Below are 24,310 nucleotides of genomic sequence, written 5' to 3'. Positions count from 1 at the left end.
AAAATCCGTAGGAGCCGGCTTGCTGGCGAACGCGGTGGTTCTGCAATGAAGAGGTCGACTGACCCACCGCCTTCGCGGGCAAGCGCGCTTCTACAGGAGATCTCGGCAACGCATGCAATCGTCGGGGCACACAGGGGGATCTCGGCAACGCATGCAATCATCGGCGTACACAAAATCCGTAGGAGCCGGCTTGCTGGCGAACGCGGTGGTTCTGCAATGAGGAGGTCGACTGACCCACCGCCTTCGCGGGCAAGCGCGCTCCTACAGGGGATCTCGGCAACGCATGCAATCGTCGGCGTACACAAAATCCGTAGGAGCCGGCTTGCTGGCGAACGCGGTGGGTCTGAAACGAAGAAGTCGACTGACAGATCGCCTTCGCGGGCAAGCGCGCTCCTACAGGGAATCTCGGCAACGCATGCAATCGTCGGGGCACACAGGGGGATCTCGGCAACGCATGCAATCGTCGGCGTACACAAAATCCGTAGGAGCCGGCTTGCTGGCGAACGCGGTGGGTCTGAAACGGAGATGTCGACTGACAGATCGCCTTCGCGGGCAAGCGCGCTCCTACAGGGATCTCGGCAACGCATGCAATCGTCGGGGCACACAGGGGGATCTCGGCAACGCATGCAATCGTCGGGGCACACACCATCCGTAGGAGCCGGCTTGCTGGCGAACGCGGTGGGTCAGGCTAAATTGATGGCGCTGACCGATCCCGTTCGCCAGCAAGCCGGCTCCTACGGTGGATTGGCGTCAAGCCCAACACCCACGTTCGACGCGTCACTCCAGGCCCATCTATAAAGGTACAACCATGCGCACGCTTGTCTACAGCAGCCAGCCCTACGACCGCGAAAGCTTTCTTGGTGCGCAGATCGCGCCGGACATCGAATTGCATTTCCAGCCGGCGCGGTTGACGCTCGACACCGTCGCCCTGGCCGATCAATACGAAGTGGTCTGCGCCTTCATCAACGATGACCTGAGCGCCCCGGTGCTGGAGCAACTGGCCGCAGGCGGCACCCAGCTGATCGCGCTGCGCTCGGCCGGTTTCAATCACGTCGACCTGGCCGTCGCCAAGCGCCTGGGCCTCACCGTCGTGCGGGTTCCGGCCTACTCGCCCCACGCCGTCGCCGAACATGCGGTGGCGTTGATCCTCTCGCTGAACCGCCATTTGCACCGCGCCTATAACCGCACCCGCGACGGCGATTTCAGCCTGCACGGCCTGACCGGTTTCGATCTGGTGGGCAAGACCGTCGGCGTGGTCGGCACCGGGCAGATCGGGGCGACATTCGCGCGGATCATGGCGGGCTTCGGCTGCAACCTGCTGGCCTACGATCCCTACCCGAACCCGTTGGTCGAAGCGCTGGGCGCCCGCTACCTGCCCCTCGACGAACTGCTCGCCGAAGCCCAGATCGTCAGCCTGCATTGCCCGCTCAACGACCACACCCGGCACCTGATCAACCCGGACTCACTGTCGCGCATGCAGCACGGCGCGATGCTGATCAATACCGGGCGCGGCGCTTTGGTGAATACGCCAGCGCTGATCGACGCGCTCAAGAGCGGCCAGTTGGGCTACCTCGGGCTGGACGTTTATGAAGAGGAAGCGCAGCTGTTTTTCGAGGACCGCTCGGACCTGCCGCTGCAGGACGATGTGCTGGCGCGCCTGCTGACATTCCCCAATGTGGTGATTACCGCCCATCAGGCGTTTCTGACCAAAGAAGCCCTCGGCGCCATCGCCCAGACTACGCTGGATAACATCACCGGTTGGGCAGCGGGCAGCCCGCAGAATCTGGTGCAGTGAGCGCGCGTGCTCCCGGTCACAGGGTCGTCGTCCGGGAGAATTCATCCTCTAAAGTGTTAGCATGCGCGCCTATTTGGAGACCCCCATGGCCGAACACGATTTCCGTTACAGCATGCTCACCCCGCAACACACCCTGATCGAATGCCGCAGCCTGGCCGTCGGTCGCTATCAAGTGACCGGCAACGGCGGCTCGATCAAGCCCGACGATGTGCTGCTGGTCACCGTCAAAGGCAGCAAAGAGCTGTTCATGCGCCTGAACGTGGAAAAAGTCCGCCACCTGATCAACCCGACCGGTCAGTGGGTGGCCGTCGCCAATGGCCCGGCGTTCACCGAACTGGCGATCCATCAGTGGAAAGTCAACTGCAACGACTGCGGCAAAGAGCGCGACATCGAATTCATGGTTGACGGCAAGGACGGCAAAAAAGCCCTTAAACCCGCCGCCACCGCGCGCATCGAGGAGCTGGGCTGGAAGGTCGTCGGCGAAAACCACCTCTGCCCTGCCTGCGCGAAGAAAGCTGCATGAAACCGCTTTTGCTGACACTGCTGGCGGCCACGCTGCTGGCGGGCTGTGCGACCAAAACCGAGGCTCTCAAACAGGACCACGGCTACGTGCTGGAATGGATCGGTGAACGGCCGTTGATCGACAACAGCCGCCTGACAATGACCTTGGGCAGCGACGGCCGCGCCTACGGCAACGCCGGTTGCAATCACTGGTTCGCGTCATACCAGTTGCAAGGCAATGCGATCACCTTCGGCCCGGTCGGCAGCACCCGCAAACGGTGCGCGCCGGCGCTGATGGAGCAGGAACATCGCTTCCTCGAAGCGATGGGCAAGGTGCAGCGATGGGATATTTCGCCGATCGATCAGTTGCGGCTCTGGCCTGCCCAGGGCAAACCGTTGCGGTTCTGGCTGGAAGAAGACTGATCGCATCCGGGCTGAAGGATGCATTTGCCTCAGTCACCTGCTCGCCGGCAATGGCTGAAACTCGCCGCGCTCCAGGTTCTGCACCTGGTTGCCCATAGAGTCCGTTGCATTGAGATCCGCGCCTTTGGCGGCCAGTGCGTCAAGAACATCCTTGCGATGGAACAGCGCCGCGTACATGGCGGCCGTCTGACCCGCATTATTGCGTTGATCGGGCGCACAGTTAGCGGCGACCAGTTGCCGCGCGATGCTGAGTTCGCCTTTGAAGATCGCCCCCATCAATGCCGTGTTGCCCCTCAAATCCTTGGCGCAGGGATCAGCGCCAGCGTTCAGCAGTTGGGTCACGGCCGGTTGTTGGCCGTGGTAGGCGGCGAGAATCAGCGCGGTGTAGCCTTTTTCATCCTGTACGTTCAGATCGAATTTGGCATTGATGAACTCGTTGAGCATGTCCTGGCGGCCGTCTCGGGCGGCCTGGAAAAACAGCTCCTTGAGTTGTGCCTGGGTGTCGGCGGTGCTGCCGCTATCTGACGGGCCGGCGTGGACCACGCTCGCCGTCATACACAGCAACAACGCATAAAAGGTTCTGCGCATGTGATGTCCTCCAGAAACCCCGGCCCGCCGTGCAAACGGGTCGGGGCGGTCGGTCAGTCCTGCAGTGCAGCGGCCAGTTGCTTGACCTTGGCCAGATCGCCATTGGCAACTTTGGTTACGCCAGTACCGTATTCCGGATCTGCTTTGTAGAGGAACGACAGCATGATGTTCTTGCTCTCGGTATCGGTGATCGCCAGGGACTCACCGAAGCTCTGAATCAGATCCTTACGGTCCTTCTCGCTGTAGGAACGGTACAAGTCGCCCGCCTGCTTGAAGTTCTGCTCTTTCTGGATCTTGGCTTGCTGCGTGCTGCCGGACAACGGCAGTTGGCTGTAGCGTGCTTCTTCAACCGCTGGACGCGGATTGAGTCGGCTTGGCTCGTAGTTCACGCCGGTCGTGGTATGACCGGTATTGAGCGGGCCGTCCTGGTTGCCGTTGTTGACCTTGACCCGTGGCGCGTTGATCGGGAGGCTCAGCACATTAGGGCCGACGCGATAGAGCTGGGTGTCAGCATAGGAAAATACCCGGCCTTGCAGCAGGCGGTCTTCCGAAGGCTCGATACCCGGCACGACGTTGGCGGGCGCCATGGCGACCTGCTCGGTTTCCTGGAAGTAGTTATCCACGTTCTTGTTCAGGACCATCTGGCCGATTTTGCGCTCGGGAATATTGGGCCAGATTTTGGTGGCGTCCAGCGGGTCGAAATCGAACTTCGCCAGGTCTGCAGGCTTGACCACCTGGACGTACAGGTCCCACTTCGGAAAATCGCCCTTGTTGATGGCGCCCACCAGATCGTGGGTCAGGTGGCTGTAGTCCTTGGACTGCACTTCCGCGACCTGCTTGGGATCGAGGTTTTTCAGGCCCTGCAGGCTTTTCCAGTGAAACTTCACATAGTTGACTTCGCCCTTGGCGTTCACCAGTTTGTAGGCATGTACGCCGTTGCCGTCCATGGTGCGATAGCTGGCGGGTGTGCCTTCGTTGGAGTACAGCAAGGTCAACGTGCGCGTGGCTTCCGGGACGTGGGAGAAGAAGTCGAAACGTCGGGAGTCGTCGTCAAGGTTGGTGCGCGGGTCAGGCTTGAAGGCGTGAACCATGTCCGGGAACTTGATCGCGTCGCGGATGAAAAACGTCGGGAAGTTGTTCCCGACCAGGTCCCAATTGCCGTCGGCCGTGTAGAACTTGGTGGCAAAGCCGCGGGGGTCACGCAGGGTTTCAGGGGAGTGGTTGCCGTGGACGACCGCTGAAAACCGCACGAATACCGGGGTGTGCTCGCCTTTGCGGAAGACCGTGGCCTTGCTCAGATCGGAGGCGTCGTCGGAAGCAACGAATTCACCGTGCACGCCCGTACCGCGCGCATGCACGACACGCTCCGGAATGCGTTCACGATCAAAGCGCTGAAGCTTTTGCAGCAATTGCACATCTTGCAGGAGGACCGGACCGTTTGGGCCGGCGGTCTGGGAGCTCTGGTTGTCGCCGACAGCGGCGCCGTTGTCGCGAGTCAGGGTGTCTGCGTACGCTGCAGAACTGACCATCAGGCTCGCGCCAATCAGGCTGGCTGCGATAGGGGATCGGGGTAAGTACATCTCGGTCTCTCTCTCTGTTTTTGGTTGTTCTGAGAGTGAAAGCCTACGGCTAGAGCCCTTGATTCCTGAATTGGTTCTGACTATGTCCTTGATAAATTAAAAAGTGTTGACCTCCTGACGGGCTTGTTCAGTCAGGTTCGGTTCAGTCAGCACTGTATTCATTGCGGTTCTGACTGCAGCCAGATCGCGGCCCGACGTTGCGCATAAGCTATCAAGGCTACCTATGCCATCGGCAGCATCCGACCCTGATCAGACGCCCTCTGTCCAAGCGAACTTCATTTACACCGCTGCAACTCTAACCGTCGCTTCACCAATCCTTCCTGACGTCTCTCCAGCTCCCCGGCAAGCGCTGCAAGCTTGGCCTCACCGAAAGCAACGGCTTCAGCTTTTGTGAGGAAAAGCTCGTCAAAGTGGTAGTTACGGCCTTTATCAGTGCGGTCATATGCGCTGTTAGCGAACCCTTGGCCCACGAGTTCGACTTCCAGCAACTGGAAATTCCGTGTCAGCAGCCAGGCGCTGTAAGGGTAGGTTCTGTCACTCATCAAAATCCTGCTCACCACAATTGTTCGCTATATAGATAACAACATAGCGAAAGGCATTGCGACAACAGCCCGTTGATTTCTTGGCTGCATTCAGTGTGTTCAGAGAACCTTGCGAGAGGATGCACGCCTGGAGCAGCACCGGTGCCAACCGGGCAGGCGTCACCGTGGGAAGGCGAGCCTTCAGGGGAATGGAAGGATGTCGCTCGTGGTGCATCGACGCTCTCGAGGAGCGCCGCAACTTGGCATCAAAAAAGCCGAAACCACGTATTAAGGGGAGTTGATTCACCGGTACAGATAAACCGGCGAATCACAGACAATCAGGCGGGTACACCCAGCACAACGTGAGAGGCCTTGATCACTGCGGTGGCACTGACACCAGGCTTAAGTCCCAGCTCCTCGACCGCTTCGCGGGTGACAATGGAAAACACTTCCGTGCCTCCCGACAATTGAATAACCACTTCGGAATTGACCGAACCCTCGCTGACTCGGCTGACCTTCCCTTCCAGGCAGTTGCGCGCTGAAAGGCGAATACCGCTGGACTCAGTCATCAGCATTACCCAAGGCGCCTTTATCAGAGCAATGGCTTCCTTGCCGACGGCAATGCCCAGGCTCTCGATACTTGCCAAAGTGACCACTGCCACTAATTTCTCACCGCCGGCGAGGGTCAGCACCACTTCAGCATTGACGGTGCCATTCTGAACTTCACTGACCGTACCCTTGAAAACGTTGCGTGCACTGACCTTCATTGGCCGATTACCTTTTATCAGAGAGGAGTTACAAGTTACCCGCCATAATCAGGACGCGCGTTGGGTGAATGCAACCATAGCGCTGAAGAATTACGCCTGGATGTATACCCAGGCCGTTAATCCCGATGCCAATGCCACCGACACCCGCTTGTAATCTGCAACTTCATAGGCGTCAGCCGCCGCAAGCTCCTGCTCTGTAATCTGGAATACGGTCCCCGCCACCTGGTCCTCGACATCAAGACTGGGCGCGATGATCGGATGGTGAGTCTTACCACTCGCCGCCAGCACTTCGGCGTCTGTGATTTCGACCCAGGATTGCGAATAGCTGAGCATATGGTCGGCATCGCCGACTAGTTCACGACCAAAGTTCGCAAGCTGTACCGCTTTGTCTTGCAGCGTGCCGTAAGAAAACAAAAGCACGGGAGATGCAGTGGAATCGTTCATTGAGTTCTCTTCATTGGACACAAATGGTTAAGCCAGCAGGTCTTCATAGAATGCGCCATAGGGCTTGCCTGGATGGGCAATCTGGATCTCCAGAATCCACAATCCGGCATTCGGGCATTGCTCCAGATCACCCAGGTCGCCGCCACGGTGAATGGCATGTGGAAAATCGCTCACGCGGTGGCCCTTGATACTGAGGTTTAACTTCCAGCCCATGTCCTCCGCCTGTTGTTCGGCGTATCGATACAGCTCAAGTCCTGCGATGCGATCATTTTTCCAACGTGCTTGAACCCGATCGAACAAGGTTTTGGCCGCTGCGGCGCAGGCCTTCATTTCCGGATCATCCCCGGTAGTGAAGGTTTCACCCGCATCGCCCTCGTGGCCCTGCCACACAGCGCCCATATCAATGAAAAAAATATCGTTTTCGCCCAGAACCGGGTCACCCTCGGAGCGTTGCTTGAACGTCTTGAGCGTATTGACACCGAAACGAACCAGCAACGGATGCCAGATACGCTGCATTTCGAGCTTCGCGAGAACCTCTTTGCCAAGTTCTCTTGCTTCGGACTCTCGCATCCCTGGCTGGATACGCGTCGACAGCAAACGAATCGCTTCCCAGGTCATGGCCTGGGCGTGGCACATGGCCTCGATGCTATAGGCTGAACCGACAGCCTCTTTAGATGGTGCATTCACGGCCTGTTCCTCTGCTGGCTGACGTCATTCGCTATGTTATTAAATATATAGCGATCATCTCCAATGCAGATACCTCAAACTGACCGTCACCCAATCAAATGTTCGCCTGAAGCATGGCCAGACTGTTCATTCTTTCGGTCAACTCCCCAGCGCCAATAGTCGGGTTTGGCACGATCTGGATTTGCAATGCCGGCCACTGGTTGATCGGCGTCCAGGCCGCCGTTTGAAACCATGACTACCTGGATGATTAACAGTGGCTAGTCGAACCGCCTACCGATACCCACGCGCCTGCATGTCGAACAGGCTGGCATAGCGCCCGCCGCCAGCCATCAATTGCACGTGGGTGCCTTGCTCCAGAATCCGGCCCTGATCCAGCACGATGATGTGATCGGCGTTGCGCACGCTGGAGAATCGGTGAGAGATCAGCAACGTCATGCGCCCCTTGGCGTATTCGCGGAAGTGCTCGAATACGGCAGCCTCGGCCGCAGCGTCGAGGGCGGCCGTCGGTTCGTCCAGAATCAGCAGATCGGCCTCACGGCGCATGTAGGCCCGCGACAGCGCCAGCTTTTGCCATTGCCCTCCGGACAGTTCCTGCCCACCGGCGAACCAGCGCCCCAACTGCGTGTGATAACCGTTGCTCAGGCGTTCGATGAAGTCGGCGGCGATCCCTTGAGTCGCTGCATCGCGCCAACGGTCCTGGTCATCGAACGCGTCGACGTCACCCACCCCGAGGTTTTCGCCAACCGTCATCTGATAACGGATGTAGTCCTGAAAGATCACCCCGATGCGCTGGTGCAGGGCCTGTTCGTCCCATTCCTGCAAATCGCTGCCATCCAGCAGGATCCGGCCCTCGTCAGGCGTATAGAGCCGGGTGAGCAGTTTGATCAAGGTGGTTTTACCCGAGCCATTTTCGCCCACCAGTGCCAGGCTCATGCCGGGCATCAGGTGCAGACTGATGTTGCTGAGCGTGGGGTGCGCGGCACCCGGGTAGCGGAACCCCAAGCGCTCGCAGCGCAGGCCGTCGCCCGGGCATGCGCCGGCCCTCAGGGTGCCGCGTCCAAGTGCGACTGGCACCCCAAGGTATTCGTACAGGTCAGACAGGTACAGGCCGTCCTCGTACAATCCGGCAATCGCGCTGAGGCTGGCCGTGATGGCGACCTGGCCTTGCTTGAACAGCACCAGGTACATCGTCATCTGCCCCAGCGTGGTCTGGCCGCGCACGGTGTCCATGACCACCCAGGCGTAGGCCACGTAGAACGCGGCAGTGCCCAATAGCCCTAGGGCAAAGCCCCAGGCGTCGCGTCGCACGGTGAGCCGGCGGTCTTCGGCGTACAGGCGCGTGAAATTGTCGCGATAGCGTTGCAGCAACAACGGCGCCATGCCGAACAGCTTTACTTCCTTGGTGTGCGACTCATGGGACAGCAAGGCTTCCAGGTAATTTTGCTGGCGGGTTTCCGGGGCACGACGCTGAAACAGGCGGAAGGCATTACCGGAAAAGTGCGTTTCGGCGAAGAACACCGGCAGCGCGCCGAGCACCAGGATCAGCAGCGCCCATGGGGAAAAATGCACCAGCAGCACCGCAAAGCTGACCAGCGAGATAAGGTTTTGCGTCAGCCCCAGGCCTTTTGTGACGAGGCCCAGTGGCCGGGTCGATGCATCCCGGCGCACGCGCACCAACTTGTCGTAAAAGGCCGAGTCTTCGAACTGCAGCAGCGACAGGGTCTGGGCCTTTTCCAGGATCATCAGGTTGACCTTCTGCCCCAACTGCACCCGCAGCAGCGCCTGTTGCATTGAAAGCGCCCGTTGCGCCCCGGCCAGCAACGCCAATACCCCCGCCTCGGCCAACACGTAACGCAGGACAGGCCATACCGGCGCCTGGCTGCCATTGCCATGGATCTGCATCGCCTGAACCACCGCATCGACGATCCGCTGGCCGATCCAGGCGGCAAGCGCGGGCAAAATGCCGGCGATCAGCGTCGCCACGATCAAGCCGCTGAACAAGGGGCGGGACGTCGCCCAGACAAGGCCGATTGCCCTGCCGCTCTGGGTTGAAAATGCAGTCAAACGATTGAACAACGACATGAAAGGCCCAGGCTCCGGTTCTCAGCGACAGGGGATTGTACGGGCTAGTTCGGCACGCTTCGCCGGTCTTGTTGATAGCTGTCTGGATAATCAGGGGCGATTCCGGCTTTGCATGGAACTGCACGCTACTCATGTAGGGTGATATAACCGCGCCAAGAGCCCTGAGCCAGGGCTGTATCGGAAGTGGGAACCCGCAGACAGTGGTCTAGTCCAACTTCACGACCAACCAGCATGGGCACATGACAGTGTTATCAACCGTATTAGTTGTGGAAGATGACTGGCTCATCCGCAGTTTGATCCATGAAATTTTAGAGACGGAAGGCTTCGAGGTCGTAACGGCAGAGACAGGCGATGACGCCTGGGAATGGCTGTGCGAGACCTCGGGAGGGGCAGATCTACTACTGTCCGACATCCATATGCCGGGTGGGCTGAGCGGTATTGGCCTGGCGAATCGGGTGCAAGCTCATTGGCCCCGCATCCCGGTGATCTTGTCCTCGGGAGGACGAGGGCAACAAATCCTGGAGTCTGGTTATGCTCCACTGTTCATCCCTAAACCCTGGCATTCACTGGATATAGGGACAATTTGTCGACGCGCATTAGCCTTGGCAATAGATCGACAGTGATCTCCCCCATTCAAGGGCCTGTAAGTAGGGGAGTCATTGCCCTGATCTTAGGTACCCTTTTCAGACCTCCACCTGGTTCAAGGAACCAGGGGTTTGAGGAAGGCAGGCTCTAGCGAGCAATCATGCCGGCAGCCTGCTCAGTGGCTTCAGTGGTGCGCGTTGCCAACTTGCGAACCTCGTCGGCAACCACTGCGAAGCCGCGACCCGCGTCCCCCGCACGTGCAGCCTCAATGGCCGCGTTCAGGGCTAAAAGGTTGGTCTGGCTGGCGATGCTCTGGATCGTTCCCACGATCTGGGACAATTGCTCAATATTGTGCTCAAGCGTCTGCTGATGCTTGACCTCGGTTTCCCTCAGAACTTCCTGCTCGTGCTGCAAGTTGACGTCCACCAAAGCACCGACGACTCGCAGAGGCGAGCCGGCGGGATCACGCCTGGTCTGGCCTCGCGCACGGAACCACCGATATTCGCCGCTTTTCATCCTCAGCCGGTACTCGATATCAAAAGGTGTCTTGCCGGATCTGTCATTCAAATGGGCCCCGAAAGCACTGAGGCTTCTGTCCTTATCATCCGGGTGTAATCTGGATGCCCAGCTGTCCAACACATCTGGAAACTCCTCAACCGTTTCGAAACCCAGCAACCGACGGAACTGAGGTGACCACCAGAACGGGTTTTTGGGGTTTACCGGGTCTCCGGCAATGACCTCCATATCCCAGAGCCCATCCGAGAGCATTTCCCGAGCCAGCTCGAATCTCGTGATGATGACGTCGTGCTCCTGATCCCGCTCCAGTTGGTCATGGATATCCCGAAGCGAGCCAGCGACCCGGACTGGCGTGCCTCGCTCGTCTCGGAGTGTCTCACCCTGTGCGTAAAACCAGCGATATGAACCGTCTCTCATGGCGAGCCGATTTTTGACTTTGTAGGGAGTCATTCCGGACTTGTCGTTGAGGTGGCGAGCGAAGGCGTCGAGCGTTGCCTGCTTGTCCTGGGGATGGAGCCGGTCGGCCCAACTGGCCAGCACATTTGGAAAATCTCTTTCATCCTTAAAGCCCAGAAGGCTGCGGAATTGCTGCGACCACCAAAAGCGATTACCGGGATTGACTGGATCGCCGGCCACGACCTCCATGTCCCAAAGACCTTCACTGGAAGCGCGATTGACCAGATCGAACCTGATCTCGTGAGCTGACGCGGATGCTGCTGATTCGCGAAGCAACTCGCGGGCATCCTCAAGCTCTCTTTCGAGCTGGCCTATGCGCGATTGGTATTGTTCATTGGAGGACTGGATCAAGCGCCAGGCATCCAGAACTGCTGGACCTTCTTTGCACTGGGCGACCTCAGGATTTTCGCCGCTCATGATCGACGTCAGCAATTGCTTAAGGGCGCGACGATCACGGCGAAGAAGGAAAAAATTGGGCATGTGGCACAAACTCGAAATGCGTGACGGGCCTCCTCCATGGCACCTTGCCATCCTTATCGTCTTGAGCGAAAAAAACTTTACCCGTTTAGCTGAGCGCCAAGAGGCGTCAGAGAAGGACTGTAAACACCCAAGCTACCGTGTTTAAGAAGCGCCCAAGCGACCCTTACGTAAACGCTGAATATGCTTCACCGTTTAGTACGTACGTCAACCGTTACGTCCCGTGGACGGCTGCGAAGATCCACCGAAGTTCAATTTATTTTACGAAACGGTTTCCTTTCCATGGAAGTGACATGGCTGCAGCCTCATACTTAAGCCGCTTGCCCCCACAAAGCTTGCTTCTCCGAGGTTAGAAAAATGCCCCCACTGCGTCCACTGATCTCGACCGGCAATGCCGGATTCGACTCAATCCTCAGGGGCGGCCTGCCCAGCAACAGGCTCTATCTACTTGAGGGGACGCCCGGGGCAGGCAAAACCACGCTGGGTCTTCAGTTCCTGCTGGATGGCCTCCGGCGTGGCGAGCCGGTGCTGTACATCACGCTTTCGGAAACAAGCGAGGAGCTTGACAGCGTCGCGCGCTCACACGGGTGGTCGCTGGAAGGCATCGACCTTTTCGAGTTCTCCTCAACGGAGGGAGTGCTGGGCGATGAGTACCAGCAGTCGATCCTGCACCCGTGGGAAGCCGAGCTTGGAGACACCATCAGGTTGATTCAGCAGCGGGTTGATAAACTCCAGCCCAAGCGGCTTGTGTTCGACAGCCTCTCTGAGATGCGCCTTCTGGCTCAAGACCCCCTGCGCTATCGACGCCAGGTACTGGCGCTGAAGCAATACTTCGCCGGGCGCGACATCACCGTTCTTCTGGTGGACGATCTCACGGGCTCCAATGGCGAGCGCGACAACCACCTTCATAGCCTGTGTCATGGCGTCATCACGCTTGAACGGCTGACCCTGGACTTCGGTGCTGCGCGCAGACGGCTCCAGGTGCAAAAATTACGGGGCGTTGACTTCGTCGCAGGTTTCCACGATTTCACCATTCGTAAAGGTGGACTGGAGGTATACCCGAGACTGATTGCCGCCGGACGTCACGTTCCATTCGATGCCACGCCAGTGGCCAGCGGTATTACGGAACTGGACAATCTGTTAGTCGGCGGTCCCTTGAGAGGAACCAGCACGCTCGTCACAGGCCCTGCCGGATCCGGCAAGACCACCATAGCCCTGGCGTATCTGGCAGCTGCCTGCGCCAGAGGCGAAAACTGCACGATCTATGAGTTCGATGAGCGGATCGCTACGCTGCTCTCACGTGGCGACAGCATGGGCATGAATTTGAGCCATCACGTATCGAGTGGTCGGTTGGTCATTCAGCAAATCGATCCTGCCGAAATATCACCTGGCGAATTCGCGTGGCGAGTGCGTAACGAGGTTGAGGAGCGTGCAAGCACCATGATCGTGGTCGACAGTCTCAACGGCTACATGGCCGCAATGCCGCAGGAACAACAATTGATCCTGCAGATGCACGAGCTGCTTTCCTATTTGAGCCAGCTTGGGGTTGTAACCTTCCTGATCAATCCGCAGCACGGTTTGGTGGGATCAATGTCAACCAATCTCAATATTTCCTACGTCGCAGACTCTGTCATCCTCATTCGCTTCTTCGAAGCGCAGGGTCGGCTTCGCAAGGCTATTTCGGTCCTGAAACATCGCAGCGGCGCCCATGAGGATGCGATTCGAGAGCTTCGCATCGATTCCAAAGGTGTGCGTGTCGGGGATCCATTGGTCAAATTCCGTGGAGTGTTGACTGGAACGCCAGAGTATTTTGGTGACGACCTTCCCCTCATGGAAGAGCGACAGCGTGGCAATTGAGCGATTTGCCGATGGAAAGACTCTGCTGGTGGTGGCGCCTTTCAAGGGCGATGCAATCAGTTTGGGCAAACTGTTTGGAGACGACTACCCGCTTCAAATTCACGACAATATTGCTGACCTTTCCACGGCTGTGGGTGAAAACACTGGCCTGGTAATCCTGACCGAGGAAAGCCTGCGCGGAGACATACGCAGCCTTGAGAGGGCCCTGGATCTCCAGCCAGGCTGGTCTGAGATCCCCATCATCCTGCTCGCTTCAAGCAAAGGCCAATCCGGGCGAGACACGGAAATGGCCAGAGGCAGGCTGCCCAAGTCGGCGGGACATGTCATGGTCCTTGAACGCCCTCTCAGCTCGGCCTCGTTACTGAGCACGGTTGCCGCCGCCTGGCGATCGCGCATGCGTCAGTTCGAGATGCGGGAAAGCCTCACACAACTGGCTGAAGAACGGGGTCGATTGCGCACCTTGCTGGAGAACATTCCTGTCGGGGTGTGCTTCATGGACACGCAAGGCGTCTCGCTCGTCAGCAATCCCCTGTACCGGCGGTATGTACCGCAAGACATCATCCCCTCCAGACAGCCAGACGGCGCTTCGAAATGGGTAGGCCTTGACGCGCAAGGTAACCGCCTGGAACCGGTCATGTTTCCGGGCGCCAGGGCGTTAAGGGGAGAGACTGCGACGGCGGTGGATTTTTATCATCGCCTGGATGAAGGTCAAGAATCATGGATGCGTGTGAGTGCAGTCCCGTTATACGACGAAAAACACACCATAATTGGTGCCGCCTCCGTCATCGTTGACATTAATGAAGAGAAGCAAGCCGAGCTCACCCTGCGCAGGTTCAATGAACAACTTGAGATTCAGGTTAAAGCAAGAACACAAGAACTGAATGCGGCGATCGAGCAACTCAAAGCCGAAAGTGCAGACCGTGAGCGTGCCGAAGAGCAATTGCGGCAATCGTTGAAAATGGAAGCCGTAGGTCAGTTGACCGGCGGGATCGCCCATGACTTTAACAACATGCTCACAGGGGTCATCAACGCGCTCGATCTCATAAAGCTGCGGATGAGCAAAGGGCGACTGGAGGGGGTCGAACGATTCATGGATGCTGCCCTGACATCAGCCCAGCGGGCCGCCTCGCTGACTCATCGGTTGCTGGCATTCTCCCGGCGCCAGTCGCTGGATGAGAAGGCCGTTTCGGTCAACGCGCTTATTCACTCACTCGCCGATCTGCTGCAACGAACCGTCGCGGAACAAGTCCTCATCCAGTTTGAGTTGTGCCCGGAAGAACCGTGGGTTTTTACAGATGCCAATCAATTGGAAAACGCCGTTCTCAATCTGGTCATTAATGCGCGTGACGCGATGCCCCACGGAGGGAAGTTAACGATTGCGACCTGCGTTGAGGATGAAATGCAAGGGAGTCCTGTCCGGCACGTATGTGTGAAGGTGCGGGACACGGGCTTCGGTATCCCGAAGGATATGCTGGACAAGGTCACTGAGCCTTTTTTCACGACCAAGCCTATCGGCCAGGGTACGGGATTGGGACTTTCCATGGTGTATGGTTTTGCGAATCAAAGCAGCGGTTGCCTTTCAATTGAAAGCACGGTCGGGGTGGGAACGACCGTGTCGATCTGTTTGCCAGAGCATGAAAAAGTGGAAGCTGAGCAACCGGTGTCTTCGTCGGAAATCAGCACAGGACACGGCCAATCCATTCTTCTGGTGGAAGATGATGACTCGGTACGCCTGATCAACCGGGAAGTATTGAATGAGCTGGGCTACCAGGTTCACGTCGCACGGGACGGCGAAGAGGCCTGGGCGCTCTTCAATGACCTGGGGAAAGTTGATCTGCTGATTACCGACGTGGGGCTCCCTGGAATGAATGGCCGCCAACTCGCTGAAATACTTCAGCAACTGAAGCCACGCTTGCCCGTCCTGTTTTTAACAGGCTACGCGGAGGGAGCCATGGCAAGGTCTCATTTTCTCGGCACTAATATGCAGCTACTGACCAAGCCGTTTGCTTTGGAGTCGCTCGCCAGCCAGGTATCGGCCATGCTCGAACACACTGTTCAAGCGCATTTTCCTGAATGACCAAGCTGCCCGGAGAATCCAGTTCCGGCCAATAGCAGCCCACCGTCGCAGCCTCGCTGGGCAAGTGATAACCGGACTGAATGACGGCGAACCGGGCCGAGTCCGGGTGCAAATGATCAGGCAGGAATGATCGAGATCTTGCCGTTTCGCTCCAGGATCGCGTACTTGATCTGCTCCACTCGTTCGAAGCCCTGCTCTATCCTTGCGGCCTCCAGGATATCGTCTTCCTGGACGCGGGCCTCGTGCATGCGATGACGCAGGAAAGCACCGTTTTCAACGATGATCGTCGGGCCCCCATCGATCAGCTTGGCCAGGCGTTTGGAGCGTCGCTTGACGAGGGAAAGCCCGATGTCGATCACCATCAACGTCACAATGACCAGAACCGCATTGGTCACGGAGAAGTCATCGCCCAGCAGCGCTTGCTGAGTGGCTTCGCCAATGACCATCAGCAGCACGAAATCAAACGACGTCAACTCGCCCAATGACCGTCGGCCAGAAATCTTGAAGAGCACCATCAGTGCCAGATAAATCGCACCCGCGCGTAGTACGGCATCCATTGAGCACCTATGGGTAGATGAATTGAGTGACGGGAATGTGGCCGCCGCCAACGACACTGATCTGACTTTTAAACAACCCGATGCCGTTGCTGCGCCATGAGATAAAGAGCGTGACGTGCCCGCTCTTGTCGGTGGGGAAAGTAAGACTCAAACCTTGGGGACTGCCCATGGAGCTGACCGGCTGAGGCTGGATGGACTCGATGCTGAAGCCATCCAGCATGGGCTTGCCGATCGACAGCGTGACCTCTTTGCCCGGCTGCCCCGTGGCCTGAACGATCATTGGATTGGTCCCGCCCGCCCGGTGGAAACGCTCGTACTGCACCGTCAGATCACCCTGCTCACTCACCGATTCGAGCGTGCTGAGCGGGCCTCTGGAAAACAAGCCGAGCAGTGTCAGGATGACAACCGCCGTCAGCACATACCAGCCAACCCGCTGGAACTTCCAGACTTTGCGCTGCAGCGCAATGTCCTCGGCAACGGGGTGTTCACGGTCCTGCATTTCTTGTTCTAAGAGGCTCATAGGCATCACTCGTCGGGACTAGCGATGTGACCGCTTTGGTTTGTGGGAAGTTCTGGTGCGGTAAGCGTGCGCTGCGGATTCTGTGGGGTATTTGAGATGCTGAGCTCGTCTTTGGGTTTAGCGCTTCAACTAGGCTAGGGGCCGCTTTGGTTCGAAGCCGCCGATGACAACCGGCCGCTATCGGCCAGCAAGAGACGTTCGTCGTGGCCGGAGTGTGCCGCCGCCAAGCGGCCGTCGCTGGCAGCCGTCACGGCTTCACAAACCGGTAGACGAAGCGATCGGTCTCGCCCTTGATCGCGGGATCGAACGCCTTGACTGATCGCGGATCATCCTTGTTCGCGAGCATGTTGCTTTCCGCGTCCAGCAGGAAGCCGGCCGCCTCCACCTCCTTCCGAACGGAGGCGGGGTCGATCCGGTGCAGCGACTGGGCAACACTTGTGCCCGCTGTGCCAGCGGCGGCGTGGTCGACGATGACGTAGTACCCACCCGGCTTGACCCTATCGCACATGGCGCGATTGAAGTCGGCCGCCGTCGCGTCCTTGGACTGCATCAGCGCGGTGTGGAGATCGTGGTAGAACAGGTGCAGCCACAGGACATCCGCGGGCTGCGTGACTTCCGGCATCGCCACGAGGTCCGCCGAAACCGCCTCGACGTTTGCCCGGCCCGGCTCCTTCGCCAACGTACGCATGTTGCCGACAGGATCGTTCTTGAAGTGGGCGACTTCGGCAGGCAGGAAGCTATAGACCCGTCCGTTGGGTCCCACGGCGTCAGAGAATAGACGCGTCCAGTCGCCGTCGCCCGGGTAAACGTCGATGACGGTGGCGCCTGGATCAACGCGTGCGAAGCGGATCAACTCGGATAGCTTGGATGTGTCGTACATGGGGACCTCCTACAAAGTTTGGTATTCGAATGGCGAGGGGCCCCAAACGGTTTTTGCTACGTGAGCCCGGATGCGTCGATCTGCGAGGCTCGTGCCAGTGCCTGCGTGTCAATGTACTCGCGGATCTTCGTCAGTCTGCCGTCGCGGACCGTGATGGCGAAGATCCAGTCATCTTCGAACGTCTTATTGGTGGCTTTGATCTTGCCCTTGGCGAAACCGACGACCAGCACCCGGTCTCCCTGCGCGATGAACTCCCGGGGCTCGGTGGACGTCTCCATCGACCTGGATGCGGTCTCGAGCAAATCCGCAAGCCCCGCATGGCCGTGGCGCGTACCGGCCAGAGGCCAGTCTTCGCCCGGGATGATCCACTCGATGTCTTCGGCGACCAGCGCCAGCAGACCGTCCTTGTCGCCGCGGCCAATGGCCGCAAAGAAGTCCTTCACGGTCTGGACGTTTTTCTCGGTATTCATGGGGATTTCTCCGCGTCGATCGAGTCGACTTGCGCTCAACCCGAGCGCGTTCGTTGTGTTGTTATCGTTGGGTACGTCCTGCTCAACCGGCGAAAGTGACGAGGTCCTTGAAGATCAGTCGACCCCAGCTATTTCCGCGTGCGTGGACCAGCAGCCCGCCCTCGGAAAGCCTGCCAAGTTGGACCGGCGAGAAACCGAGATTTTCTGCAAGCGCGCCGATCTCGGCCGCGGCCTCGTCATCGTCGCTGGCCAGGAACACGACCCGCCTGCCGCCATGCACGGCCGGATCCTGGGCGAGGACGGATGCACCCAGATGGTTGAAGCCTTTGACCAGCCTGACACCCGTGAAGGACCGCGCAACGACCATGGAAGAAGGCTGTCCTCCCAGTTCCTCTGTGGGCACTTGGGTGTTGGTTACATCGACGATGGTCTTGCCTTTCCAGGTCGACAGCGCGTTGGCGACATCCTGGTGCGAGTCGAAACGGACGGCCAAAAAGATGATGTCCGCCTTGACCGCTTCCGCCAGTGTTTTGGGAAGGATGGTGGGACCGATCGCAGCGGCGACGGAGGCAAAGCTTTCCGGGTCGCGCGTGGTGGCCACGGATACGTCGATGCCCTTGCGGGCAAACGCCTTGGCCAGTGCCTGGCCGATAGGGCCGAAGCCGATAATTGAATAGGTCATAGGAGTTTTCTTTGAGTTGGGTTGGATCCTGCTTGGATAAGCGCGGGCCCACGGCTTGCCGCTAGGGTGGCCAGCCAAGGGGCCGAGGTGGGGTCAGACCTGCGCCAGGCCGCCATCGACGGGAAGATCGATACCCGTGATGAACGAACTTTCCTCGGAAGCGAGGAATACGACGGCAGCCGCGATTTCCTCCGGCTTGCCCCAGCGACCCATGGGAATCTGCAAGGCGTACTGGGCGGCCGCTTCCTTGGCCTGGTCGGCGGTAAGGCCCGCCGTCTTTTGCAAAGCGCCCGTCTCGGTGGGCCCGGGACTGATGCAATTCACGCGGATCTGGCGATCTTTCAGCTCCATCGTCCAGGCACGCACGAAGTTGCGCACAGCCGCTTTGCTTGCACCGTAAGCGCTGAATCCAGCCGTTCCCAGGACATTGGTGACCGAAGAGGTCACGATGATCGAGCCGCCGTCTCTGAGCAGCGGAAGGGCCTTCTGCACCGTGAAGAAGGTGCCCTTGACGTTCACGTCGAAGGTCTGGTCGAAATGAGCCTCGGTAGCGGCCTCCAGCGGCGCGACCGTACCCGCGCCCGCATTGGCAAAGAGCACATCAATGTGACCATGCTTCTCTTTCACGACAGCAAAGAGCCGGTCCAGATCTTCCAGGCGGGACACGTCGCCCACGACCGTCGTAACGTTTCCCTTCAAGGTGGCTGCCGCCTCCTTCAGTTCGGCCTCCCTTCGCCCAGTGATAACGACGTGCGCACCTTCTTCAAGGAAGCGCTTGGCCGTGGCCAGGCCAATCCCGCTGCTTCCACCGGTCACGACCGCAATTTTTCCCGCCAATTTTTGTGCACTATGGTTGTTCATATATTTTGCCTTTCTAATGTTCGTTATTGAGCAGACCCTGCGGTGCTCCGAACCATCGAACGGAGCGGCGACGCGTCGTGGGTCAGAGTTGCGCCAGGCCGCCGTCGACAGCGAGTTCGCTCGCGGTCATGAAGCTGCTGTCCGACGAGGCGAGAAACACCGCTGCCGCCGCGATTTCCGAGGGCTCGGCCATGCGCAGCAGGGGCGTCATCGCGCCATAGGACTTCTGGCCTTCCTCGCCGAGCGCCGCCTTCGCGAGTTCGGTTGCCGTAGCGCCAGGCGACAGCACGTTGACCCGGATGCCGGTGCCCTTCAGATCCTCTGCCCAGGTCCTAGCAAAGTTGCGCACGGCCGCCTTGCTCGCGCTGTAGGCGGTGAATCCGGGAGCACCCGTGGTGCCGGCGCTCGATCCGGTCAGGATGATCGAACCGCCCTCGCCCATCAGCGGCAGCGCCTTCTGGACCGTGAAGATGGTGCCCTTCACGTTGGTTTCGAAGGTTTCGTCGATATGGGCGGCGGTGATCTCGCCCAGCTTGAGTGGGCTGCCGGTGCCGGCATTGGCGAAGAGGATGTCGAGGGTTCCGCGCTCGGCCTTCACTGCCACATAGAGTCGGTCTAGGTCGGCCTCATCGGAGACCGAGCCCGTTATGGCGCGGGCCTTTGGACCAAGCTCGGCCACGGCAGCGTCGAGCGCTTCCTGCCGACGGCCGTAGATGAAGACGAAGGCGCCTTCCTGGATGAAGCGCTTTGCCGCCGCGAGACCGATGCCGGTCGCGCCACCGGTGATTACCGCGGTCTTGCCAGTTAGTCTGTTCATGTTCGTATCCTTGGCTCAAGCGGTGGAGGCAGTGACCTCCGTTTGCTGTTGAGACCAATGTAGTGCAGCCGCTGCCAGTGTATTAGTCGGCCTTTTTGTGAATAATTGTTCCATCAATGGAATAATCGCTAGGATGCTCCATGAATCGAGATCTCAATGACACTTTGGTGTTCGTCAAGGTTGTGGAGTTGGGCAGCTTCACGGCTGCCGCGAACACGCTGCACATGCCCAAGGCGACCGTGAGTCGTAAGGTGCGGGAGCTGGAAGAGCGACTGGGTGCGCAGCTATTGCATCGCACAACCCGCAAGCTCGGCTTGACCGAGGCGGGCAACATCTATTTCGCGCATTGCCAGCGCATTGCGCGCGACCTGGACGAGGCGGAGAGCGCCGTCAGTGAGTTGCAGAGCGGGCCGCGAGGCTGGCTGCGCGTCACTGCATCTCATCCGGTGGGCAACACTTGGGTCGCGCCCTTACTCAGCGAATTCCACGCACGCCATCCGGACGTTCGCGTGGAACTGCTGCTGAGCAACGACCAGGTCGACATCATCGCCGGCGAAATCGACGTGGCGATGCGCGTTGGCACGCTGGCGGATTCCAACTTGGCGGCGCGCAAGCTCGCCGTGTTCCGTACCGCGATCTGCGCCACCCCCGGTTACATCGAGCGTTTCGGCGAGCCGCTGCATCCCGACGATTTGATTTACCACCGGGCAACCGTGCAGACCAATCACCGAAGCGCCCACGGCTTCGCCTGGACCCTCGATGACGGAAACGGCAAGCTGCGCGAGTTCCCGGTCGACCCCGTCGTGATCGCCAGCGATCCGAGCGCCCTTCGCACTGTGATGATGGATGGAGAAGGCCTAATGCTGACCAGTGACGTCTTTGTGCGGGCGTTCGTCGAGCAGGGTCTGGTGCAGCGCGTGCTCACCGGCTGGCGTGGCACGGACCTCGACCTGCATGCACTGTTCCCGCGCGGTCAGGTGCAGTCACCGAAAGTACGTGCCTTCGTCGACTTTCTAGTCGAGCGGCTGAATATCGAGGAGGGCTACCTGGAGGTGTTGAACGGCGATACCGCGCATGGTCCGCCCTGCGGCCGCGATGGAAGCCCCGCCGACGGCAGGGGCAGATAGGCACCGGATGCAATCTCAGTCAGCGCCCGAGTCAGGGCCGGCAGCCGCACGCGGTCAGGGCGAGAGATCGCGCACGACCGTCTAGCGGTATGAGCCCAGCACGTTGTTCAGTCGTATCCGCGAGATAGCTAAGAGGTCGTGGAAGCTGGCGTGAGGCCGATTCCAGTTACCCTGCGCGAGGAACGCATTCGACGTCGCGTATGGGTTGTGCCGTGGGAGACCAGCGAATCTGATTCCTCAGCAAACGACACTGCTGGACAACGCCGCGACGAGGGTCGACGAATTGGTCATCGGAGTCTGCGACGCGGTGGGATCGAGAGGCCGCTATGGGTCGAAAGCAGCCGGTTCGTTGGGACTAGACGATGGTCAAAGGCGCCCGGGTTGCCGGCTTATAAGAACCCGCAGCCTGCTGCAACCTCCCATGCCGTTTAATAGCGGTCCAGCGAAGTTAGCCGCCGGATAAAAGCACGCTTTAACGTAAACCCCGTTCCACGCAGGTAGCGGTAGCAGGTGGCAAAGGCCCTCAGTCGAAGCGGCTGCTTTGGGTCGAAAAGGGGTCAGCCACGACCGTCTGCTTCCAACCCGCAGCCGTCTGTGACGAGACAGAACATGGTTTCGCTGCGCTTGGTCATTTAGTCACGATGCTTGAGGCCGATTGAGGCGTGGCAATTTCCCGATTCGATACTTCCCTGTCGGTAAGGCCAGCACGCACGTTCTTTCATGCTCGGCGACTGCCGGACGATCGTCAACTTCGGTTTCTTTGGAGCCTCTGGCCTTGGCGAAAGATCGGAGCTAACTCGAAAAGCGACCACATTGTCAGCGCCTCTAGGAATGAAGTTCTGATCATTGATAGGTCAATTTTCCATACTAGATTAAACGCTAATTTCAGGTCTTGAAGCGCGCTACCATCTGATTCAAGTTCACCGCCAACTGCGAGAGCTCATTGCTGGCGGCCAGGGTTTGCTGCGTGCCTTCGCTGCTCTGCAGCGCCAGGTTGCGAATGCTCACTAGGGCGCGGTCTACTTCGCGAGCTACATGAGCCTGCTCTTCCGCGGCAGTGGCGATCTGCTGATTGCGGTCATTGATCAGTTGCACCGAGTCGGCGATGACTTTCAGTGACATCCCGGCTTCGTCGGCAGTGCGCTGCGTGTTGTGTGCCTCGATGGTGCTGCTGCTCATCGAATCCACAACCAGTGACGTGCCTGCTTGGATACTTGAAATCATCTGTTCGATTTCCAGAGTTGAGGTTTGTGTGCGATGAGCCAGTGCCCGAACCTCATCGGCCACCACGGCGAAGCCTCGGCCTTGCTCACCAGCGCGGGCCGCTTCGATCGCGGCGTTCAAGGCCAGCAGGTTGGTCTGTTCTGCAATGGCACGGATCACGCTCAGCACCTTGCTGATGTCCTGCGCCTGACCAGCGAGGCCCTGCACCTGTTCAGAGGTCATTTCCACGCGGTCCGTTAGGCTGCGCATGGCATGTAGGGTTTCGCCGACTTTCTGGTTACCGGTGGCGGCAGCGCGTGTGGAGTCCTTGGCCGCTTCGGAGGTGGAGTTAGCGTTAAGCGCGACCTCATCGACGGCGGCGCTCATCTGGTTTACCGCCGTGACGGCCTGCTCGATCTCACTGTTTTGCTGCTGCAGGGTGAGGCTGGCGCTCTCGGTGATGGAAGTCATCTCTACTGCGGCGGAACTGAGCTGTGCGGAAGCATCGGAGATCTGCTCTATGGTGCTTCGCAGGTTGCCTTGCATGGTGTTTAGCGCGCGCATCAGCCGCGCAGATTCGTCATTACCCTTAACCTCCAGGATAAGACGCAGGTCGCCGTCGGCGATTTCCTCGGCCATTTTCAGCGAGGCGCTCATAGGCTGGACAATGCTGCGAGTCAGCAGGGTGGCGAGCACCAGCGTCAGCACCAGCGCGGCGAGTACCACACCATCGACGATGGTGATGCTGTGGGCATACACCTCAGTGGCGGTCACGCCTGCTGCTGCAGCGCCGTCGGTATTGTGCTGGCGCAACTCATTGAGTTTGACCTGGTACGCTGCGGCACGGTCGCGTTGTTCAGTGTTGGCGAATGTCACGGCCTGCTCATGCTGGGTAGCGTCAAGATCGACGACGCGTTGCAGTCCATCAAGATAGGTCTTCATCAGCGCCGCTGCGGCCTCGAATTTGGCCCCTTCTTCTGGGTCGGAAATGAGGTTATTGCGGTAGAAGTCGGTACGCTCGTTGAGCATGCGCTTAGCGTCTTCCAGGTGCTGCACGGCGGTCGCTTGCTCTTGGGGATTCGAAGTCGCCAGAAGACGGATGCTCTCCAGGCGTGCGCCGAGCAGCGCGATCTGGATGTCGTCGGCGGTCTGCACGCTGATCAGCCAGTTCTTTTCGATGTCCTGCTCGGTGCCACGCAGCTTCCCTAGCTGCACGTATGCGAAGCCGCCGAGGGCAATGACTAGCAGCGTGATTAAACCGAAACACAAGGCGGCACGGGGCGCAATATTTAAAGAACGTAGGTTCACGGTGCAACTCCGAAGGGCAAACGCAGAAACTTTCTGCGTTCTGTACGGAAGCCATCGGCAATGAAAAACATAAATTTAGGACAAGGATCAATTACAGCGGTATCAGTGCGGCCAGGTAGCAAGCAATATCGTCGAACCGTCATCGTTGTATCCGAATGTACATCAACAAGATCAAGGTCGTGCATCAGCGTCAGGGGGTGGGCCAGGGATTGCTCTGGCACCTTTGGCAGATCCATCGACTGCCGATCGTGCCGCTGTACGAGTACGAGTACGAGCTGTCATGCGGCTTCTGGGATAAAGCGCGTCTGCGATTCGACGCTGCAGGTGCCCAACTGCTCGATCAGCTGGCCAGCCTTCCCGATACGAATTAAGAGGCGTTGCGTTGACAGCATCTAGTACCGGAATCTGACAAAACCCAAGGTCCTTGGGGGGCCGCTATCGACCCAAAGCAGCCGCCCAGCACGCGGCTAAACCCGAACAGAAGCAGCCGCTCGCCACCCACACAAACACCTCAACAAAAAAAACAACG

The 24,310-nt window shown here is 58.9% G+C and carries 23 protein-coding genes and 3 pseudogenes; 8 read left to right on the top strand and 18 right to left on the bottom strand.

Translation table 11 applies throughout. The features are described from left to right. Window positions 1-808: 808 nt before the first annotated feature. The 3 genes from EC919_RS21400 to EC919_RS21390 all read left to right on the top strand — a co-directional run bounded on the left by EC919_RS21400 (window position 809) and on the right by EC919_RS21390 (window position 2,719). Window positions 809-1,795 carry a 2-hydroxyacid dehydrogenase gene (locus EC919_RS21400; RefSeq protein ID WP_133776334.1) on the top strand — a complete coding sequence of 329 codons (987 nt, stop codon included), beginning with the start codon at window positions 809-811 and terminating at the stop codon, window positions 1,793-1,795. Window positions 1,796-1,880: 85 nt separating this feature from the next. Then, window positions 1,881-2,318: a hypothetical protein gene (locus EC919_RS21395; protein ID WP_065992852.1), complete on the top strand. Its 438-nt coding sequence runs from the start codon at window positions 1,881-1,883 to the stop codon at window positions 2,316-2,318. After that, entirely contained in the window at window positions 2,315-2,719 is a 405-nt protein-coding gene (locus EC919_RS21390) for an META domain-containing protein (RefSeq protein ID WP_133776333.1), read from the top strand. Before EC919_RS21395 ends, EC919_RS21390 begins: the two co-directional genes overlap by 4 nt. Window positions 2,720-2,752: 33 nt before the next feature. Here the strand turns inward: EC919_RS21390 and EC919_RS21385 are convergent, their stop codons facing one another. From EC919_RS21385 to EC919_RS21355, 7 genes are all read right to left on the bottom strand, one after another. After that, complete coding sequence (locus tag EC919_RS21385) at window positions 2,753-3,307, bottom strand: ankyrin repeat domain-containing protein (RefSeq protein ID WP_133776332.1); 555 nt, start codon at window positions 3,305-3,307, stop codon at window positions 2,753-2,755. A gap of 53 nt (window positions 3,308-3,360) precedes the next feature. Continuing rightward, window positions 3,361-4,836 carry a catalase KatB gene (gene katB / locus EC919_RS21380; RefSeq protein WP_243842311.1) on the bottom strand — a complete coding sequence of 492 codons (1,476 nt, stop codon included), beginning with the start codon at window positions 4,834-4,836 and terminating at the stop codon, window positions 3,361-3,363. Between the two features lie 326 nt (window positions 4,837-5,162). Then, on the bottom strand, window positions 5,163-5,429 hold the full coding sequence (locus EC919_RS21375; RefSeq protein WP_133776330.1) for a hypothetical protein: 267 nt from the start codon (window positions 5,427-5,429) through the stop codon (window positions 5,163-5,165). A gap of 317 nt (window positions 5,430-5,746) precedes the next feature. After that, window positions 5,747-6,175, bottom strand: coding sequence for a TOBE domain-containing protein (locus EC919_RS21370; protein WP_133776329.1), 429 nt, complete (start codon window positions 6,173-6,175; stop codon window positions 5,747-5,749). A gap of 90 nt (window positions 6,176-6,265) precedes the next feature. Beyond that, complete coding sequence (locus EC919_RS21365; RefSeq protein ID WP_133776328.1) at window positions 6,266-6,619, bottom strand: gamma-glutamylcyclotransferase family protein; 354 nt, start codon at window positions 6,617-6,619, stop codon at window positions 6,266-6,268. 27 nt (window positions 6,620-6,646) lie between these two features. After that, window positions 6,647-7,306 carry a M24 family metallopeptidase gene (locus tag EC919_RS21360; RefSeq protein ID WP_133776327.1) on the bottom strand — a complete coding sequence of 220 codons (660 nt, stop codon included), beginning with the start codon at window positions 7,304-7,306 and terminating at the stop codon, window positions 6,647-6,649. A gap of 270 nt (window positions 7,307-7,576) precedes the next feature. Then, window positions 7,577-9,388, bottom strand: a complete 1,812-nt coding sequence (locus EC919_RS21355) for an ABC transporter ATP-binding protein (RefSeq protein ID WP_133776326.1) — start codon at window positions 9,386-9,388, stop codon at window positions 7,577-7,579. 239 nt (window positions 9,389-9,627) lie between these two features. Here EC919_RS21355 and EC919_RS27940 point away from each other — a divergent pair, with 239 nt between their 5' ends. Beyond that, window positions 9,628-10,011, top strand: a complete 384-nt coding sequence (locus EC919_RS27940) for a response regulator (protein WP_133776325.1) — start codon at window positions 9,628-9,630, stop codon at window positions 10,009-10,011. Between the two features lie 118 nt (window positions 10,012-10,129). On the opposite strand, the pseudogene EC919_RS27935 reads toward EC919_RS27940, so the two are convergent. Together EC919_RS27935 and EC919_RS27930 are read right to left on the bottom strand one after the other, a co-directional pair. Continuing rightward, window positions 10,130-10,399 (bottom strand): annotated as a pseudogene (locus EC919_RS27935) (methyl-accepting chemotaxis protein); the annotation flags it as partial. Between the two features lie 15 nt (window positions 10,400-10,414). Continuing rightward, window positions 10,415-11,134 (bottom strand): annotated as a pseudogene (locus EC919_RS27930) (PAS domain-containing protein); the annotation flags it as partial. 645 nt (window positions 11,135-11,779) lie between these two features. On the opposite strand from EC919_RS27930, the gene EC919_RS21340 reads away from it, so the two are divergent. Together EC919_RS21340 and EC919_RS21335 are read left to right on the top strand one after the other, a co-directional pair. After that, the gene (locus EC919_RS21340) at window positions 11,780-13,279 is read left to right on the top strand and encodes an ATPase domain-containing protein (protein ID WP_133776323.1); all 1,500 of its coding nucleotides are present in this window, start codon (window positions 11,780-11,782) and stop codon (window positions 13,277-13,279) included. Next, window positions 13,236-15,356, top strand: coding sequence for a response regulator (locus tag EC919_RS21335; RefSeq protein ID WP_243842308.1), 2,121 nt, complete (start codon window positions 13,236-13,238; stop codon window positions 15,354-15,356). The genes EC919_RS21340 and EC919_RS21335 overlap by 44 nt, the downstream gene beginning before the upstream one ends. Window positions 15,357-15,472: 116 nt before the next feature. Here EC919_RS21335 and EC919_RS21330 read toward each other — a convergent pair whose 3' ends face one another. The 7 genes from EC919_RS21330 to EC919_RS21300 form a co-directional block, all read right to left on the bottom strand. Then, window positions 15,473-15,913, bottom strand: a complete 441-nt coding sequence (locus EC919_RS21330) for a DUF421 domain-containing protein (RefSeq protein WP_133776321.1) — start codon at window positions 15,911-15,913, stop codon at window positions 15,473-15,475. A gap of 7 nt (window positions 15,914-15,920) precedes the next feature. Then, window positions 15,921-16,433, bottom strand: coding sequence for a hypothetical protein (locus EC919_RS21325; protein ID WP_133776320.1), 513 nt, complete (start codon window positions 16,431-16,433; stop codon window positions 15,921-15,923). Between the two features lie 247 nt (window positions 16,434-16,680). Further along, the gene (locus EC919_RS21320) at window positions 16,681-17,313 is read right to left on the bottom strand and encodes a class I SAM-dependent methyltransferase (RefSeq protein WP_133776319.1); all 633 of its coding nucleotides are present in this window, start codon (window positions 17,311-17,313) and stop codon (window positions 16,681-16,683) included. 56 nt (window positions 17,314-17,369) lie between these two features. Further along, window positions 17,370-17,783, bottom strand: coding sequence for a nuclear transport factor 2 family protein (locus EC919_RS21315; RefSeq protein WP_133776318.1), 414 nt, complete (start codon window positions 17,781-17,783; stop codon window positions 17,370-17,372). Between the two features lie 82 nt (window positions 17,784-17,865). Then, entirely contained in the window at window positions 17,866-18,465 is a 600-nt protein-coding gene (locus EC919_RS21310; protein WP_133776317.1) for an NADPH-dependent F420 reductase, read from the bottom strand. Window positions 18,466-18,558: 93 nt separating this feature from the next. Continuing rightward, entirely contained in the window at window positions 18,559-19,326 is a 768-nt protein-coding gene (locus EC919_RS21305; RefSeq protein WP_133776316.1) for an SDR family NAD(P)-dependent oxidoreductase, read from the bottom strand. A gap of 82 nt (window positions 19,327-19,408) precedes the next feature. After that, window positions 19,409-20,143 (bottom strand): SDR family NAD(P)-dependent oxidoreductase, encoded by a 735-nt coding sequence (locus EC919_RS21300; RefSeq protein WP_133776315.1) that lies wholly within the window; start codon window positions 20,141-20,143, stop codon window positions 19,409-19,411. 140 nt (window positions 20,144-20,283) lie between these two features. Here EC919_RS21300 and EC919_RS21295 point away from each other — a divergent pair, with 140 nt between their 5' ends. Beyond that, entirely contained in the window at window positions 20,284-21,270 is a 987-nt protein-coding gene (locus EC919_RS21295; protein WP_133776314.1) for a LysR family transcriptional regulator, read from the top strand. A gap of 885 nt (window positions 21,271-22,155) precedes the next feature. Here the strand turns inward: EC919_RS21295 and EC919_RS27925 are convergent. Both EC919_RS27925 and EC919_RS27920 read right to left on the bottom strand, forming a co-directional pair. Next, window positions 22,156-22,944: a methyl-accepting chemotaxis protein gene (locus EC919_RS27925; protein WP_432213835.1), complete on the bottom strand. Its 789-nt coding sequence runs from the start codon at window positions 22,942-22,944 to the stop codon at window positions 22,156-22,158. A 69-nt stretch (window positions 22,945-23,013) separates the two neighbouring features. Then, window positions 23,014-23,781, bottom strand: a pseudogene (locus EC919_RS27920) (MCP four helix bundle domain-containing protein); the annotation flags it as partial. A gap of 155 nt (window positions 23,782-23,936) precedes the next feature. On the opposite strand from EC919_RS27920, the gene EC919_RS21285 reads away from it, so the two are divergent. Then, window positions 23,937-24,152 carry a hypothetical protein gene (locus EC919_RS21285; protein WP_133776312.1) on the top strand — a complete coding sequence of 72 codons (216 nt, stop codon included), beginning with the start codon at window positions 23,937-23,939 and terminating at the stop codon, window positions 24,150-24,152. The last annotated feature ends 158 nt before the right edge of the window (window positions 24,153-24,310 follow it).

The sequence above is a fragment of the Pseudomonas graminis genome (assembly GCF_004364335.1).
GTDB lineage: Bacteria > Pseudomonadota > Gammaproteobacteria > Pseudomonadales > Pseudomonadaceae > Aquipseudomonas > Aquipseudomonas graminis_D.
The sequence above is the reverse complement of the archived record's forward strand: the minus strand, read 5'-3'. Positions and strand labels throughout refer to the sequence as shown.